General features: G+C 53.4%; 16 protein-coding genes. 1 reads left to right on the top strand and 15 read right to left on the bottom strand.

The window, feature by feature from the left end; all coding sequences use genetic code 11:
- Positions 1-12: 12 nt before the first annotated feature.
- From gstA to blr, 12 genes are all read right to left on the bottom strand, one after another.
- Positions 13-618, bottom strand: coding sequence for a glutathione transferase GstA (gene gstA / locus NAZ64_RS02390; protein WP_220569218.1), 606 nt, complete (start codon positions 616-618; stop codon positions 13-15).
- 104 nt (positions 619-722) lie between these two features.
- Positions 723-2228: a dipeptide/tripeptide permease DtpA gene (gene dtpA / locus NAZ64_RS02385; protein WP_000100909.1), complete on the bottom strand. Its 1506-nt coding sequence runs from the start codon at positions 2226-2228 to the stop codon at positions 723-725.
- Between the two features lie 601 nt (positions 2229-2829).
- Positions 2830-3465: an endonuclease III gene (nth, locus tag NAZ64_RS02380; protein ID WP_001030318.1), complete on the bottom strand. Its 636-nt coding sequence runs from the start codon at positions 3463-3465 to the stop codon at positions 2830-2832.
- Complete coding sequence (locus NAZ64_RS02375) at positions 3465-4157, bottom strand: electron transport complex subunit E (protein ID WP_001289628.1); 693 nt, start codon at positions 4155-4157, stop codon at positions 3465-3467. The genes nth and NAZ64_RS02375 overlap by 1 nt, the downstream gene beginning before the upstream one ends.
- A 2-nt stretch (positions 4158-4159) precedes the next feature.
- The gene (gene rsxG / locus NAZ64_RS02370) at positions 4160-4780 is read right to left on the bottom strand and encodes an electron transport complex subunit RsxG (RefSeq protein WP_000920822.1); all 621 of its coding nucleotides are present in this window, start codon (positions 4778-4780) and stop codon (positions 4160-4162) included.
- Between the two features lie 3 nt (positions 4781-4783).
- Positions 4784-5842, bottom strand: coding sequence for an electron transport complex subunit RsxD (gene rsxD / locus NAZ64_RS02365; protein WP_000231891.1), 1059 nt, complete (start codon positions 5840-5842; stop codon positions 4784-4786).
- A complete protein-coding gene (gene rsxC, locus NAZ64_RS02360; protein WP_220569217.1) occupies positions 5843-8143 on the bottom strand; it encodes an electron transport complex subunit RsxC in 2301 nt (766 codons plus the stop codon).
- Positions 8136-8714 (bottom strand): electron transport complex subunit RsxB, encoded by a 579-nt coding sequence (gene rsxB / locus NAZ64_RS02355; protein WP_001092600.1) that lies wholly within the window; start codon positions 8712-8714, stop codon positions 8136-8138. Before rsxB ends, rsxC begins: the two co-directional genes overlap by 8 nt.
- Positions 8714-9295, bottom strand: coding sequence for an electron transport complex subunit RsxA (gene rsxA, locus NAZ64_RS02350; RefSeq protein WP_000133179.1), 582 nt, complete (start codon positions 9293-9295; stop codon positions 8714-8716). The genes rsxB and rsxA overlap by 1 nt, the downstream gene beginning before the upstream one ends.
- A gap of 76 nt (positions 9296-9371) precedes the next feature.
- Positions 9372-9812, bottom strand: coding sequence for a DUF2569 domain-containing protein (locus NAZ64_RS02345; RefSeq protein WP_000214061.1), 441 nt, complete (start codon positions 9810-9812; stop codon positions 9372-9374).
- 88 nt (positions 9813-9900) lie between these two features.
- Positions 9901-10116 carry a transcription modulator YdgT gene (gene ydgT / locus NAZ64_RS02340; RefSeq protein WP_000217946.1) on the bottom strand — a complete coding sequence of 72 codons (216 nt, stop codon included), beginning with the start codon at positions 10114-10116 and terminating at the stop codon, positions 9901-9903.
- A gap of 297 nt (positions 10117-10413) precedes the next feature.
- The gene (gene blr, locus NAZ64_RS02335; protein WP_001708800.1) at positions 10414-10539 is read right to left on the bottom strand and encodes a division septum protein Blr; all 126 of its coding nucleotides are present in this window, start codon (positions 10537-10539) and stop codon (positions 10414-10416) included.
- 207 nt (positions 10540-10746) lie between these two features.
- Between blr and NAZ64_RS02330 the strand changes: the two genes are divergently transcribed.
- Positions 10747-11787, top strand: a complete 1041-nt coding sequence (locus NAZ64_RS02330) for an oxidoreductase (protein ID WP_483640867.1) — start codon at positions 10747-10749, stop codon at positions 11785-11787.
- Between the two features lie 74 nt (positions 11788-11861).
- Here NAZ64_RS02330 and add read toward each other — a convergent pair whose 3' ends face one another.
- From add to malX, 3 genes are all read right to left on the bottom strand, one after another.
- Complete coding sequence (gene add, locus NAZ64_RS02325; protein WP_000565565.1) at positions 11862-12863, bottom strand: adenosine deaminase; 1002 nt, start codon at positions 12861-12863, stop codon at positions 11862-11864.
- Positions 12864-13080: 217 nt separating this feature from the next.
- Positions 13081-14253: a MalY/PatB family protein gene (locus NAZ64_RS02320; protein ID WP_024798052.1), complete on the bottom strand. Its 1173-nt coding sequence runs from the start codon at positions 14251-14253 to the stop codon at positions 13081-13083.
- A 9-nt stretch (positions 14254-14262) separates the two neighbouring features.
- On the bottom strand, positions 14263-15855 hold the full coding sequence (gene malX, locus NAZ64_RS02315; RefSeq protein WP_000208903.1) for a maltose/glucose-specific PTS transporter subunit IIBC: 1593 nt from the start codon (positions 15853-15855) through the stop codon (positions 14263-14265).
- Positions 15856-15922: the final 67 nt, after the last annotated feature.

The raw sequence follows: 15922 nt of genomic DNA, 5'->3' as shown, positions 1-15922 counted from the left end.
GGCAACATGACATTAATTCAGTCCTTCCGCTTTAAGCGCTGCCGCAACGGTCGGTCTTTTTGCGACACGCTGCATATAACTATCAATATGCGTCAACCCGTCCATATTCAGTTTTACGCCATAGGCCCAACGCAATACGGTAAACAGATAAGCGTCTGCGATGGTAAAACGCTGGCCGCAAATCCACTGGTCGTCTGAAAGCGACTCATCCACATACTGCAATTTCTTTTCCAGACCGGCGCGAACGGCGGGTTTAAGTGTTTCCGGCGTGTCAGGGCGGAACAGCGGGGTAAAGCCTTTATGCAGTTCCGTTGCAATATAGTTGAGCCATTCCAGCGTATGATAGCGAGCAAGACTACTTACCGGCGCCAGAAGCTGGCGGTCGGGAACGCTGTCTGCGAGGTACTGCATAATGGCGACGCCTTCAGTCAACAGTGTGCCGTCATCCAGCAGCAGAGCCGGAACCTGTCCTTTAGGGTTGACTGCCAGGTAATCATCACCATTTTCCAGGCGTTTTTTTGCGAGATCGACGCCATCAAGCGTAAAGTCTTTGCCAATTTCGCGCAGGGTAATGTGGGAAGCAAGAGAGCAGGCACCCGGTTTGTAGAACAGTTTCATCGGTAACTCCTTTTTGCTGAGGTTTAAAGTATGGTAGTGCGGGGACGAGCAAAAAAAAAGCCGCTAACGCACAGTTAGCGGCCTGAATGTTGTTTCCCGGAAAATTAAACTGTAGCGGCTTTAGAGCCTTTTTCAGCGTTATCATCGTCCTGGGTCATACGGTTCAGCTTAGGCGCTGTCAGCAGCATCAGGATGGCGATAACGGCGGTTGCTATGCCAATCTGCATAAATACGCGACCATAGACTTCCAGGGACATCAGTGGGTCAGTCACGTCGCTCGGCACAGCCATCAGGTTGGCGACATAACCGCCGATGATGTTAGCGCCTGCCGTTGTCAGGAACCAGCTACCCATGATGAAGCCCATCAGACGCTGCGGAACCAACTGTGCGACCATTGCCAGTCCCAGACCGGAGATCATCAGCTCACCGATACTTTGCAGGCCGTAGCTTGCGATCAGCCAGTTTACGGATACGATGCCGGCATCGTTCGCAAATTTGGCGCCCAGCGGCAGAATCAGGAACGCGCCGGAACACAGCACCATACCAATGGCGAATTTCATTGGCATCGGCAGCGTATCGCCCATCCTGTTATAGATAGCAGCCAGAATCGGGCTGCCGATAATGATCCAGAATGGGTTCAGCGCCTGATACTGTTCCGGTTCGAACGCGATACCGAGAATAGAGTGCTCGACGTTACGAATGGCAAAGAAGTTCAGCGACGTCGGCATCTGGCTGTACAGTACGAAGAAGATAATCGCCTGCAGCATCAAAATAAAGGCGACGATCATTTTACGGCGAGCCGCGCCGTGCATGGAAAACGCTTCTTTACCGAAGATAATGACGATGCCAAGAGCGATTACGCCCAGCACCATACGCGCGATATCCTGGTTGTGCAGCAGCCAGGTGGCGACCGCAATCAGAACGACAATACCCACGATTGTCAGCAGCAGATTACGGAAGTTGATCGGTTCAAAGTCGGGTTTGGAACCGTAGCTTTTCACCCAGCGCTGGCAGAAAGCAAAGTTAACGACGGTTATCAGCATACCGACGACGCTAAGCGCAAACGCGGTGCTCCAGCCATAACGCGCCGCCAGCCACGGCGTAGCCAGCATAGAGAAGAAGGAGCCGATGTTGACGGACATATAATACATCGTAAATGCGCCGTCGAGACGCGGATCGTCCTTCGCGTAACAGGTAGACAGCAGGGAAGACGGGTTAGCTTTAAACAGACCGTTACCCACAGCGATAGCCGCCATGCCCATATAGACGATGCCAGCGTCATGACCAGACCATGCGACCAGCGCATAACCGATAGCCAGCACCACGGCACCCAGCATAATAACGCGTTTGGTGCCCAGAATTTTATCACCTAACCAACCGCCAATGGCGACCAGGCCGTACACCAGCGCACTGAAGGAAGAGAAAAGGGTGATGGAATCCGCTTCTGACATACCCAGTTGTTTTACCAGGTAGACGGCCATAATGCCTTGCAGGCCGTAATAACCAAAACGCTCCCATAACTCTATCGAGAAGATGAGATAGAACGCCTTCGGTTGTTTGAAAGCGTTCAAACTGACGCTTTCAGTTGGTTTTTTGTTTGCAGTAGACACTTTTACCTCTTTTTTACGCCCCGTATTAACAGGGATTGTCTGGCGCGTGATGAGTCAGACTCATCCGTCCGATTGTTATATTGGAGGGGAAACGGCAGGTAATGTTCACTATCTTTCCTCTCCAGACAAGAGCTTTGTAATAATCTGTTACATATAACTCTTCTGGTTGAATCGTCCGATGTCAGAAATGTTATCCAGCGTTAAATTTCTTCATTTGAAGAATGGCAGATTTTTACACTGCAAAAAGGCCATTGGTTTGGGTGAAAGGCGATATCTTCTGCTATTTAAGGTGAAAAGCAGTGATATAGGCCATTATCTGAAAAAATGGCAGAGTAATATTTTGTATTGAAAACAGGGCGTCAGTCTATCCGGTTGTAAATGTAACCTTAGATGTCATTAAATTTCACATGAAGTTATCAAAGTGATCCTGATCACGGATAGATAGAAATTTTTGCGATTAAAAAAATGATTAACCTGACGTGGAGGGAAAACGAAAGCACATTACATCAGAAAAAGGACAGAGACTGGAATGATTGATGGCTAAAATAGATCCAGGCCGCAGGTGGGAGCGCGCTGGCGTGACGGACGCGCTCCGGGCATATCAAATATCGACTTTTTCTTTGTATTCGCAAAGGTCTTCAATGAGGCAGGAGCCGCAGCGGGGTTTTCGGGCGATACAGGTATAGCGGCCATGCAAAATTAACCAGTGATGGCAGTCCACTTTGAACTCATTCGGCACCACTTTCAGTAATTTCTCTTCTACCTGCTCGACATTTTTACCCGGTGCGAACTGTGTTCGGTTGCATACACGAAATATATGCGTATCAACGGCGATGGTCGGCCAGCCGAAGGCGGTATTTAGCACCACGTTAGCGGTTTTACGCCCCACGCCGGGAAGCGCTTCCAGCGCCGCCCGATCCTCCGGCACTTCGCCATTATGCTTGTCCAGTAAAATACGGCAGGTCTTAATCACGTTTTCCGCTTTACTGTTAAATAAACCGATGGTTTTGATATAGGATTTCACGCCTTCTACGCCCAGTTCCAGCATCGCGGCTGGCGTATTGGCGACCGGGTAAAGTTTGGCGGTAGCCTTGTTCACGCTGACGTCGGTTGCCTGCGCGGAAAGCAACACGGCAATCAGCAACTCAAACGGCGACGTGAAATTGAGTTCCGTTGTGGGGTGCGGATTGTTGTCGCGCAGGCGCGTCAGAATTTCCAGCCTTTTTGCTTTGTTCATCAGACTTTCCCTGTTTCACCTGCCGGAACAGCGGAAGGCGCGGTTTCGGCGCGGCGTTTCTTCATTTTTTCATCAATAAGATATTTTACCGCCAGCATGAGCCCCAGACCGATAAACGCGCCTGGCGGCAGCATCGCCAGCAGGAAAGGCGAGTCGGTGTGAAATATCTCGACCCGTAATACTTTTGCCCAGCCTCCCAGCAGGCTATCCGCGCCATCGAAAAGCGTACCATTCCCGAGGATCTCGCGCAGTGAGCCCAGCACGAACATCGCGCCTGTCGCGCCCATGCCGATGGAAAAACCGTCCAACGCGGAAAGCCACGGTCCTTTTTTCGCGGCAAACGCTTCGGCGCGACCAACAACAATGCAGTTCGTTACAATCAGCGGAATAAAAATCCCTAAAGACTGATACAAACCGAACGCATACGCATTGATCAGCATCTGTACTGCGCTTACCACCGAGGCAATGATCATGACGTAAATCGGGATACGGATTTCTGCCGGCGTCCAGCGACGTAGTGCGGACACCGTAAGGTTGGTCAGCGTTAATACCAGCGTTGTGGCCAGACCCAGTCCCAGAGCGTTGGTTGCCGTAGACGTCACCGCCAGTAAAGGGCACAGGCCAAGTAGCTGCACCAGAGCAGAGTTATTTTTCCATAACCCCTGAACAACAATGTCTTTTATTTCGCTCATGGCTATTCTCCACAGGCGGTTAAATGGGGGAGCTGAGCGGGCAGTGATTCGGCGTACAGCCCGGCGCGTTTAACCGCATTCACTACGGCGCGCGGCGTTATTGTCGCCCCGGTAAATTGATCAAAATCACCGCCATCTTTTTTCACCGCCCAGTGCGTATCATTTTCACCGCTGATGGTTTTACCGCTAAAGTGGGTAATCCAGTCAGACAAACGGCGCTCAATTTTATCACCTAACCCTGGCGTCTCATGATGTTCCGTCACACGCGTCCCCAGGACGGTACCGTTGAAATCTGCGCCAACAATAAGCTGGATAGCGCCGGAATAGCCATCTGGCGCGGTGGCCTCAATGATGGCCGCTACGGGTTTATCATCCTTGCGAGCGATAAAAACACGGTGTGTGCCTTTGCCGAGGGCGGGCGCATCGACCAGATAACAACTCTCTTGCAGATTATTATTGTAACGATCTGGCGGCAATACCTGATCGAACAGGGCATGCTGTTGTTGCAGCGCTTGTTCGTGGATGGTTGATTTTGTCATCTGATTAATCACCGCGGTCAATCCCGTAGAGCCTGCGGCAAAAAGCGCCAGCGTAATACCGTGTTTACGAATCGTTTTCAGCATGGTTTATCCTTTGCGATGTCCATAGACGCGGGGGCGCGTGTAGTAGTCGATCAGAGGAACCGTGATATTCGCCAACAGGACAGCAAAAGCAACGCCGTCCGGATAGCCGCCGAAGCTACGAATCAGCCACACTAATACCCCAGCCAGCGCGCCGAAAATTAAACGTCCACGGTTGGTCGTGGAGGCGGTAACCGGATCCGTCAAGATAAAAAATGCGCCCAGCATGGTGGCGCCTGACAGCAGATGAAGCTGCGGCGAGGCCAGCGTAGCGGGCGAGAAAAGCCAACCTAACGCGGCGCATAGTGCCAGCGTCAGCAGAAAACTGACCGGGATATGCCAGCGGATAGCTTTTTGCCACAGCAGGAATACGCCGCCGACAAGCCAGGCGAGGTTAACCCACTGCCAGCCCACGCCGGCCAGCGCGCCGCTGTATATCGGGTACTGCATAATTTGCTCAACGGAATGTCCGGCGCGCAAGGACGTTTTAAACGTATCCAGCGGCGTCGCCTGGCTGATACCGTCAATACCAATACGTAGCAGTGTCATATCGCCGCCGCTGGCGGTATGCCCGGTAAAAATCATCCGCAACGTGTCCAGCATATCGGGCGTTGTTGCGGCTATTTCATAAGGCGGCAACCAGCTTGTCATTTGCACCGGAAAGGAAATTAATAGCACCACGTAGCCGATCATGGCCGGATTAAAGGGGTTTTGTCCCAGCCCGCCATATAACTGTTTAGCGATAATAATGGCGAATCCGGTTCCCAGCACGACCATCCACCAGGGCGCAAGCGGAGGGATGCTGACCGCCAGCAAAAGCCCCGTCAATAACGCGGAATAATCCTGCAGGTGACTGGCGACCGATTGTTTGCGCAGTCTAAGGACAATGGCTTCTGCGACGAGCGCCGTGATGGCAGCCAGAACGATCTGGAAAAGCGTTCCCCAACCAAAAAACCACGTCTGCGCGGCAATCCCCGGCAGAGCGGCGATTAATACCAGCAACATGATTCGCGATGTCTGGCGCTGGTTATGGGTATAAGGCGAGCTTGCGATTCTGAATACCATTTAGTCCTCGTTAACAACCTGCTGCTGTGCTGCTTTTTTTGCCTGAACGCGGGCGATAGCCGCAGCAACCGCGGCTTTACGCGGGTCTACCGGTTCGGCAGGTTCGCTTCCGGTCTGCTGCTCCTGTTTACGGGCTTTGGCGCGGGCGATAGCCGCCTCCACTGCGGCTTTACGCGGATCGATCGGTTCGGCAGGTTCGCTTCCAGCCTGCTGCTCCTGCTTACGGGCTTTGGCGCGGGCGATAGCCGCCTCCACCGCGGCTTTACGCGGATCGATCGGTTCGGCAGGTTCGCTTCCGGTCTGCTGCTCCTGCTTACGGGCTTTGGCGCGGGCGATGGCCGCTTCCACCGCGGCTTTACGCGGATCGACCGGTTCGGCAGGTTCGCTTCCGGCCTGCTGCTCCTGCTTGCGGGCTTTGGCGCGGGCGATAGCCGCCTCCACCGCGGCTTTACGCGGATCGACCGGTTCGGCAGGTTCGCTTCCGGCCTGCTGCTCCTGTTTGCGGGCTTTGGCGCGGGCGATAGCTGCCTCCACTGCAGCTTTACGCGGGTCGACCGGTTCGGCAGGTTCGCTTCCGGTCTGCTGCTCCTGCTTGCGGGCTTTGGCGCGGGCGATGGCTGCCTCCACTGCAGCTTTACGCGGGTCGTCGCCGGGTAGCGCGCTGTCAGCCATCGGATGAGCGGCTTGTTTAGCGCGCGCTTGCGCTTTACGCGCTTCACGGGCCGCGATGACGGCGCTATTGTCTGGCAGACTACCCGCCTGAATAACCACCGGTTGCGTGGCCTGCGCCTGTTTCTCTTTTACCCGCGCCAGCGCAGCGGCAATGGCATCCTGATCTTTTGCCGCTGGTTGTACCGCTGCGCTCTTATGACGTGCAAGGCGGGCGGCTTTTTCGCGCTCCAGTCTTGCCTGACGAGCCTCAAAACGTGCTTTGGCTTCGGCGGCGCGTTTTTCTTCAAGCCTGATCGCATTAATCTCCGCTTTTTCCTGACGGAAATATTGGACGAGCGGAATATTACTCGGGCAGACCCAGGCGCAGGCACCGCATTCTATACAATCAGCAATATGGTGTGCGGTAGCCTTGTCATGCTGCTGCCCTTTGCTGAACCAATAAAGCTGCTGCGGTAAAAGGTCGGCAGGGCAAGCGTCAGCGCAAGCGCTGCAACGAATACAGCTTTTCTCTTCCTGAGGCGCTCCCATTTCAGTCACGGATGGCGCCAGCAAGCAGTTGGTGATTTTTACGACCGGTACGTCAAGCCAGGGAAGGGTGAATCCCATCAACGGGCCGCCCATGATGACCATCTGGTCAGCAGAAGGGCAGAACCCGGCATCGTTAAGCAAATGACGAACGGGAGTGCCGAGCCGAGCCCAGACGTTACCCGGACGGCTTACCGCTTCACCCGTTAAGGTGACAACGCGTTCTGTGATCGGTTCGCCGTCAACCACGGCGCGTTTAACGGCATAAGCCGTACCGACGTTTTGCATCAGCACGCCAATATCAGAGGAGCGCCCGCCGTGGGGAACCTGTTTTCCCGTCAGTATTTGGGTGAGCTGTTTTGCGCCGCCGGAAGGGTATTTGGTTGGGATCACACGTAACGAAATATCGTGGGCGTCAGCCAGTACGGCGCGCAGCATGGAAATAGCCTGCGGTTTGTTATCTTCAATGCCGATTAATACCTCACGCGGTTGCAGAATATGCGCCAGGATGCGAATACCTTCCACAATCTGCGCGGCGCAGTCCTGCATCAGACGATCGTCCGCCGTAATGTAAGGTTCGCACTCTGCGGCATTGATAATAAGCGTAGTGATTTTATCGCCGCCGCCCTGCAATTTAACGCCGGTGGGAAAACCCGCGCCGCCAAGCCCGGCAACGCCATACTGATGAATGCGTTCAATGAGCGCTTCACGGCTGTGGGCGCGGTAATCAGACCAGCCCTCGCGTTCAATCCAGCGGTCCTCGCCGTCGGCATCAATGATGACGCTTAACTCCGCCAGCGCCGAAGGATGCGCCGTCGAGTGGGGGGCAATAGCGATAACCGTCCCGGAGGTGGGCGCGTGTACCGGCAGCATTCTCCCACGTCCACGGGTAAGCGCCTGGCCGCGTAGCACGCGATCGCCGACGCTAACGCACAGCTCGCCCTCAGCGCCAATGTGCTGTTTTAAAGGGATAACGAAGCGCGGCGCTAAAGGCACCTGGCGCAGCGGCGTGCCGTTTGACTGGGTCTTCATTTCGGGCGGATGAATACCACCGTCGAAATCCCAGATTTTATCTTTTCTGAAAGCGGAAAATAGTTTAAGCATGTTGTTCCACGGGAATGATGCGAACGGGAATGGTGTTCAAATCCCATTTCCAACTGTCGGGCGTCTCATTCACCGGACGTAATTCGATGCAGTGCGTCGGACACGGATCGACGCACAGATTACAGCCAGTACAGAGATCGCTCATGACCGTGTGCATGGCGCGCGTTGCGCCAACGATGGCGTCAACCGGGCAGGCCTGAATGCATTTTGTGCAGCCAATGCAGTTATTTTCATCAATAACTGCCAGCATACGTACTGGCGCAGCCTGCTGTTCTTCACCATCGCATGGTTGCGGCTCTACGTTTAGCAGCTCTGCCATTTTCAGCATGACGGCTTCGCCGCCGGGCGCGCAACGATTGATTTTCTCGCCCTGGAGACCCACGGCTTCGGCGTAGGGGCGACAGCCGGGATAGCCGCACTGACCACACTGACTCTGCGGCAAAATCGCATCGATTTTTTCAACAACCGGATCATCTTCAACCGCGAATCGGCGGGAGGCATAACCCAGAATGGCGCCGAACACCAGGCCCAGAAGGGTCAGGGCGCCAACGGCAATCCAGATAGTATTCATTACAACTTCACCAAACCACTAAAGCCCATAAAGGCCAAAGACATTAATCCTGCGGTAATCAATGCTATCGCGTTACCACGAAAAGGGGCGGGCACATCCGCCACGGCAAGGCGTTCGCGGATGGCGGCGAACAGAACCATCACTAATGAAAAACCGACGGCGGCGGAAAACCCGTACAGCGCCGACTGAAGAAAGTGATGACCGAGATTAATATTCAGTAACGCTACGCCCAGAACCGCACAGTTAGTGGTAATCAGTGGTAAGAAGATGCCTAACAAGCGGTATAACGCCGGGCTGGTTTTCCGTACAACCATTTCGGTAAATTGCACGACCACAGCAATGACGAGGATAAAGGCCAGCGTCCGCAGATAAATCAGATCCAGCGGAATAAGTATCCAGGTGTCGATAAGCCAGGCGCATATCGACGCCAGCGTCATGACAAAGGTCGTCGCGAGGCCCATCCCCATGGCGGTTTCCAGTTTTTTGGATACGCCCATAAAGGGACAAAGGCCCAGGAATTTGACCAGTACAAAGTTATTGACCAGTACAGTTCCGACAAAGAGCAGCAGGTAATCAGTCATGTTTCGGCCTGAAATAAAAAAGCCGCCTATTATCTGTCAAACTACCACAGGCGACAACAGGTTAACTGTAGGGTTATTACGGATTAACAAACGTTGTTTTAACGCGCGCTGAACGTTTGAGATAAGGCACAATGAGCGCCGTCGCCAACAGTGGGAAGAGTAACTGACGCACGGCAAAGGCATCTGAGACGGGCGAAAAGGCAAATGCTTTAACCGCCAGTAACACCGACACCAGCAGCCAGATAATGTAATGCTTCGGCACGCAGCGTCTGCGCTTGAAGAATGCGATCGTCAACCACAGGGTATAGTACCACATGGCGATAGCGGTAATAAATGAAATGCCCCATAGCAGTAAATTACCGGTTTCCTGTCCGCTAAGCGTCTTGAACGTTTGCGGTGTGGCAAGCGCCATAACGTAGAGTAATAACGCCAGCGAGGCGCTCAACAACGCGACTAACAGCCAGGCTAACGGGCCAAGAAGCCAGCCTCCAATTCGTTGTGGCGGTGTTGTAGTCATATCTTCTCCGGGGTTACGCGCGTTAACGGTCATGCCGCTCATTTTGGGGCAAATATTATAAGGTTTTTGATGTTAAACGCTACTTTCTTTATTGCACATAGCGCCAGACGGATTGCGGAACCTGACCTACATCAAACAGGCGTCCTCCGGAAACCAGTTCGGCACGGCGGTGATCTGCAGCGCGATACATATTAACAATGTCCATGTCATCAGTAAGGGTATAGTTAAGGTGGTCGAACAGTTTTTCCAGACTTTCGAGCGAACTAATTTTGCGGAATTTTAATAGATAATCCTGAACAGTCATATAAAGTTGATCCATATTAAATATAATGCCAACGGAGTAGTCACTGATAAAAAATAAACAAAACCGCACCAGTGAGAGGTCAGGGGTGCAGGTAAAAAGGGAATATTCTTACCGGTAAAGAGTCAGGCGCCACATGGCGCCTGGGGCGAAAGGTTAACGCGCTTTCCTACAACAGGCAATAAACGTCAGACCAGATAGGACATATTTCGTTTTTTTTGCCGGTTTTTGACTTTTCTTTGCACCCCCCGGGGCGCCGCTTACCGTACCACGCGAAAATGCCTTTACATTATCTGACGCTTACTTCTTCTGGACGGAAGCCGTGGGCTCTGGTGGTTGGTAATTGTCAATATGGTTGGCAATACCTAAAAGAATGACTGAGATAACGAGAACTATCCACCCAGTTAATTCAATAAGACGATTCATTATTGACGACATTTGCTTTGATTTATCCATAAACACAGAGGGTAAATGTTACTTTCCTGGCGAACGGTCGGCAAGAGGGAGGGAAACGATTTCAGCCTTTGTTCTGTAACAAGTTAATCATTTGATGCTACGTTGATGGTCAGGACGCTATTGCGGCTAGTCGCACGATGGTGTGGAATAGCGATATCTAAAACCGGAGGCAGTGAGATGAATGACAAAATCCGCGTTGGGTTAATCGGTTATGGCTACGCCAGTAAAACCTTTCATGCGCCCTTAATTATGGGAACGCCAGGGCTAGAGCTTGCGGCGGTATCCAGCAGCGATGAAACAAAAGTGAAAGCAGACTGGCCGGCGGTCTCCGTGGTCTCTGAGCCCCGACACTTATTTAACGATCCGCATATCGACCTGGTCGTGATCCCGACGCCCAACGATACCCATTTCCCGCTGGCGAAAGCTGCGCTGGAAGCCGGTAAGCATGTGGTGGTTGATAAACCTTTTACCGTGACACTGTCACAGGCGCGAGAATTGGATGCGCTTGCGCGGAGTACTGGCCGGGTACTTTCCGTCTTCCACAACCGACGTTGGGACAGCGATTTTTTGACGCTGAAAGCCTTGCTGGCGGATGGCGTGCTCGGCGAGGTGTCCTTGTTTGAATCCCACTTTGATCGATTCCGTCCCCAGGTGCGCGACCGCTGGCGCGAACAAGGCGGGCCGGGAAGTGGTATCTGGTACGATCTGGCGCCGCACTTGTTGGATCAGGCCATTCAACTTTTTGGCCTGCCCGTCAGCATGACGGTGGATTTAGCGCAACTGCGTCCGGGCGCGCAATCTACAGATTATTTCCACGCGATTTTATCCTACCCCCAGCGCCGCGTGATTTTGCACGGTACGATGCTGGCCGCGGCGGAATCCGCGCGATACATCGTTCATGGTTCGCGCGGTAGCTATGTAAAATATGGCCTCGATCCCCAGGAAGAACGGTTAAAAAACGGCGAGCGTTTACCGCAGGAAGACTGGGGATACGACATGCGTGACGGCGTATTGACCCTGGTTAAGGGAGAGACGCGCAAAGAAGAAAACTGGCTTACGTTGCCGGGTAACTATCCGGCATATTATGCCGCCATCCGCGATGCGTTAAACGGTAACGGTGAAAATCCCGTGCCGGCAAGTCAGGCGATTCAAATTATGGAGTTGATTGAACTGGGCATGGAATCGGCAAAACATCGCGCGACGCTGTGTCTTGCCTGAGATGTCGCATTTCTCCGCCTGGGATAGCATTAAACCGCAGGCGGAGAGAGGGCGTTAGCATCAATAAAGCAATTTTACGCCGCGGCCACTTTTTCGCGCAGCGCACGTTTTTCGCCATCGCTCAGAAAGGCGATTTCCAGACCGTTAATCTGCGCCTGGCGAATCTGTTCGCGGCTCAATCCTGCCGCTGGCGCGGCGACGTGATATTCATGGATAATATCTACGCCCTGAACAGCCGGATCGTCCGTATTAAGACTGGCGAGAACGCCATGCTCAAGGAAGGTTTTGAGCGGATGATCTGCCAGCGATGCGACGGTACTGGTCTGAATATTCGAGGTCAGACAGGATTCAATACCGATACGCTGCTGTGCAAGAAAATCCATTAACGCGCGATCTTCGACAGCTTTTACGCCATGTCCGATACGTTCGGCCCCCAGTTCGCGAATCGCCTGCCAGATACTTTCCGGCCCTGCGGCTTCGCCTGCGTGAACGGTAATATGCCAGCCCGCATCGCGCGCCCGATTAAAGTGTGACAAAAACAGACTGCCGGGAAAGCCCAGCTCATCACCGGCTAAATCCAGCGCGGTGATTTTCTCTCTGTGCGCCAGCAGCGCATCAAGCTCCTGTAAACATGCCGCCTCGCCGAAGGTACGGCTCATAATGCCAATGAGTCGCGCCTCGACGCCAAACGTGTTACAGCCGTCGCGTACGCCGTCGATAACGGCTTCAACCACGCCTGCGATCGGTAACTGATGCGCCATCGCCATATAGCCGGGCGAAAAGCGAAGCTCGACGTAATGCAGGCCGTTACGTGCGGCATCTTCAATATTTTCAAAGGCCACACGGCGGCAGGCGTCAAGCGATGCCAGGACTTTTACCCCCCAATCGAGCTTCGTGAGAAAGCTCACTAAATCGGGTTCGGTTGAGGTGACCTGGACATGCGGAATCAGCGTTTCCAGCGTTTGGGCGGGAAGGGCGATGTTGAACTGCCGACCAAGATCCAGAATTGTTTGGGCGCGAATGTTGCCATCAAGGTGGCGGTGGATGTCAGTCAAAGGAAGCGTAATATCAATCATGGGCGCACTCAATTTTTAATAAAAGTGCGCACCATTATACTACAGATTGATAATCCTCTGGAAATTTTGCAAAAACGGAGTCATTACGTTGCAACTTCGCGAGAGCGCGGGAGAAATTTTGTATCATTCTCTTTAACGCGCCCCCAGTCAGCTCACGGGGGTTGTCTCTGTTATCGCATCTTAGGATAAAGGGTCAGCCCACCGCTTGTAGACAGTATCAGCGAACGGTGCGGATAGCGTTAATCAATCCGTTGACGCCTTTTTCAAGTTTCAGTCGAGGGCATCCGGCATTCAGACGCACAAATCCCCGGCCTTCGGCGCCATAGGTATCGCCGGGCATAATGGCGACTTTCTCCTGATGAATGAGCGTGTGCTGTAATTTTTGATCGTCAATGCCGAGTGGACGGAGATCAATCCAGGCCAGATAGGTCGATGGCGGCGCTTGCCAGTTCAACGTCGGAAAGGCGCCATTCAGCGCCTGCTCAATATAGCGCATATTAGCCGCCAGCGAGGCGCGTAACGCATCCAGCCACGTCGCGCCGTGCTGATACGCGGCAATATGCGCCGTGAGCGAGAGCACCGCTGGCGAAGAGAGGCCGTCGCGCCCTTTTAAGGCGGCCAGATAGCGTTCACGGCTTTCACTATTTTCAATGATTCCATAAGCGCCGGTTAATGCCGGAATGTTGAAGCTTTTCGAGCCGGAGGAGAGCAGCGCCCAGTCTCCGCGCGCGACATTGCTCCAGGGAATATGCGGCTGGTTTCCCCATACCATATCCATGTGAATTTCATCGGAAATCACCCGTACGCCATGGCGCTCGCACAGCGTTGACATCGTTTCCAGCTCGTCACGCGTCCACACTTTACCGGTGGGATTTTGCGGACTGCACAGCAGCAGGATTTTGCTTTCCGGACGCGCCAGCGCCGCCTCTAGTTTGGCCATATCGCAATACCAGGCGTTGCCTTCTTTCTCCAGCGGGACGGGAGTGACGATGCGATGGTTGCCTTCAATCGCCTTATAAAAAGCATCGTAAGCGGGGGTATGAACTACCACGCCATCGCCTTCGTCGGACCACTGGCGGATAAGCTCGGACGCCATATAGATAACGGAGGGGCCGTATACGAGGGAGTGGGCATCTATCGTGGTCTGATGGCGTGTCGCAAACCAGTGGGTAATCGCCCCTAAAAACGCCTCATTTTTCCAACGGCTATAGCCCAGCACACCGTGGGAAAGGCGCTGGTTTAGCGCCTCCAGGATACACGGCGCGGTGGCAAAATCCATATCCGAGATCGTAAAGGGGAGCAGATCGGCTTCGCCAAAACGATCGGCGACATAATCCCACTGCGTACACCATGTCCCGCGACGGTCAACTTCCTGTGAAAAATCGAACATATCTCTTCCTTATGCCTGAACGGTATTCATCAGACCAACCATTTCATCTTTTACCGACTGAACCTGCGGGCCGATAACCACCTGCAAATTATGCTGATTGAGCTGTACGACGCCTATCGCACGATTGTCCTTCAATGCCTGGACATCGACAAGCGACATATCTTTCACGGACAGACGTAGGCGGGTGATGCAGTTGTCCAGACTCACGATATTTTCCGTGCCGCCTAATGCCGCCAGGATAGCAGGCACGTTGTAGCCGGATTTTCCTGGCGCGCCAGCGATCGCTTTTTCAATGCTGGTGGCGATCTCCGCTTCGCGCCCCGGTGTTTTGAGGTTAAAGCGTGTAATGGCGAAGCGGAAAATGAGGTAGTAAACCGCAAACCAAATCGCCGCCACTACCGGAACCAGATACCATTTTGTTGACAGACCATGCAGGATGCCAAACACCACAAAATCAATAATATTGCCATCCGTATTGCCGATAGTGACGCCGAGAATAGCCATGATGGTAAAGCCCAGCCCGGTCAGCAGAGCATGAATAACGTACAGCACCGGCGCTACGAACAGGAACAGGAATTCCAGCGGCTCCGTTGTACCGCCGACAACGCAGGCGATTAAACCGGAAATCAATAATCCTTTAATTTTAGGGCGGTTTTCTGGACGGGCACAGTGGTACATTGCCAGCGCGGCGCCCGGCAACCCACCGAGAAACGCCGGCATTTTGCCTTGCGATAAGAAGCGAGTGGCGCTTTCAGAGAAGCCGTGCGTCGTTGGGCAACTGAGTTGGGCCTGGAAAATAGTCAATGCGCCGCTCACGGTATGCCCGCATACCTCTTGCGTACCGCCCGCCTCGGTGAAGCGAATCAGCGCTACCAGAATATGGTGCAGACCAAAAGGCAACAGCAGACGCTCGCCGGTGCCGAAAATCATCGGTCCAAAGTCGCCGGCGCTATTGATGATATGACCCAGTCCACTAATTCCCATCGCAAAAACCGGCCAGACGAGCGGGATAACCAGGCCGACAAGCCCCATCACAACGGCGGAAACGATAGGCACAAAACGCGTACCGCCGAAAAAAGCCAGCGCATCCGGCAAACGAATGGTATGAAACCGTTCATGCAGCATCCAGACAATAATACCAGCGATAACGGCGCCGAGGATGCCGGTATCGATAGAGGGGATGCCCAGAATATTTTGTACGTTATTGGCTTTCAGCACCGCCGCATCGGTGGTCGGCAGAATGCCTTTTGCCGTGAGCCAGAAGTTGACTGCAAGGTTCATGACCGCATAACCGACGAACCCGGCAAACGCGGCGACGCCTTTGTTTTCCCGCGCCAGACCAAGCGGAATCGCGATACAAAACATCACCGGCAGGAAGCTAAAGGCAAAAGAACCTACTTTACTCATCCAGGTGAAGATAGCCTGTAGCAAGGGATTACCCAGCACGGGGAGCAGGGTGATAACGTCGTGGCTACTGAGCGAGCTGCCGATACCGAGCATAATGCCGCAGAACGAGAGCAAGGCGACGGGCAACATAAACGTTTTGCCCAGTTGCTGGAAAAATTCCCATAGCGTTATTTTTGGCGTGGTTTTCGTCGTCATCTAACGACTCCTTGTTAATAAAGGCCGGTGTCAGGTTATGATGGCGAAAAGATAAAACGTTTTATCA

The organism is Salmonella sp. A1325, from assembly GCF_056991255.1.
This window is presented reverse-complemented; position numbering and strand designations above follow the sequence as displayed.

Excerpts from the sequence above, each read along its gene's own strand:
- add (WP_000565565.1), bottom strand. The coding sequence starts at position 12,863 with ATGATTGATATTACGCTTCCTTTGACTGACATCCACCGCCACCTTGAT.
- rsxD (WP_000231891.1), bottom strand. The coding sequence starts at position 5,842 with ATGGTATTCAGAATCGCAAGCTCGCCTTATACCCATAACCAGCGCCAG.
- rsxB (WP_001092600.1), bottom strand. The coding sequence starts at position 8,714 with ATGAATACTATCTGGATTGCCGTTGGCGCCCTGACCCTTCTGGGCCTG.
- NAZ64_RS02330 (WP_483640867.1), top strand. The coding sequence starts at position 10,747 with ATGAATGACAAAATCCGCGTTGGGTTAATCGGTTATGGCTACGCCAGT.
- rsxC (WP_220569217.1), bottom strand. The coding sequence starts at position 8,143 with ATGCTTAAACTATTTTCCGCTTTCAGAAAAGATAAAATCTGGGATTTC.
- malX (WP_000208903.1), bottom strand. The coding sequence starts at position 15,855 with ATGACGACGAAAACCACGCCAAAAATAACGCTATGGGAATTTTTCCAG.
- ydgT (WP_000217946.1), bottom strand. The coding sequence starts at position 10,116 with ATGACTGTTCAGGATTATCTATTAAAATTCCGCAAAATTAGTTCGCTC.
- NAZ64_RS02375 (WP_001289628.1), bottom strand. The coding sequence starts at position 4,157 with ATGAGCGAAATAAAAGACATTGTTGTTCAGGGGTTATGGAAAAATAAC.
- NAZ64_RS02345 (WP_000214061.1), bottom strand. The coding sequence starts at position 9,812 with ATGACTACAACACCGCCACAACGAATTGGAGGCTGGCTTCTTGGCCCG.
- nth (WP_001030318.1), bottom strand. The coding sequence starts at position 3,465 with ATGAACAAAGCAAAAAGGCTGGAAATTCTGACGCGCCTGCGCGACAAC.
- NAZ64_RS02320 (WP_024798052.1), bottom strand. The coding sequence starts at position 14,253 with ATGTTCGATTTTTCACAGGAAGTTGACCGTCGCGGGACATGGTGTACG.
- gstA (WP_220569218.1), bottom strand. The coding sequence starts at position 618 with ATGAAACTGTTCTACAAACCGGGTGCCTGCTCTCTTGCTTCCCACATT.
- blr (WP_001708800.1), bottom strand. The coding sequence starts at position 10,539 with ATGAATCGTCTTATTGAATTAACTGGGTGGATAGTTCTCGTTATCTCA.
- rsxA (WP_000133179.1), bottom strand. The coding sequence starts at position 9,295 with ATGACTGATTACCTGCTGCTCTTTGTCGGAACTGTACTGGTCAATAAC.
- rsxG (WP_000920822.1), bottom strand. The coding sequence starts at position 4,780 with ATGCTGAAAACGATTCGTAAACACGGTATTACGCTGGCGCTTTTTGCC.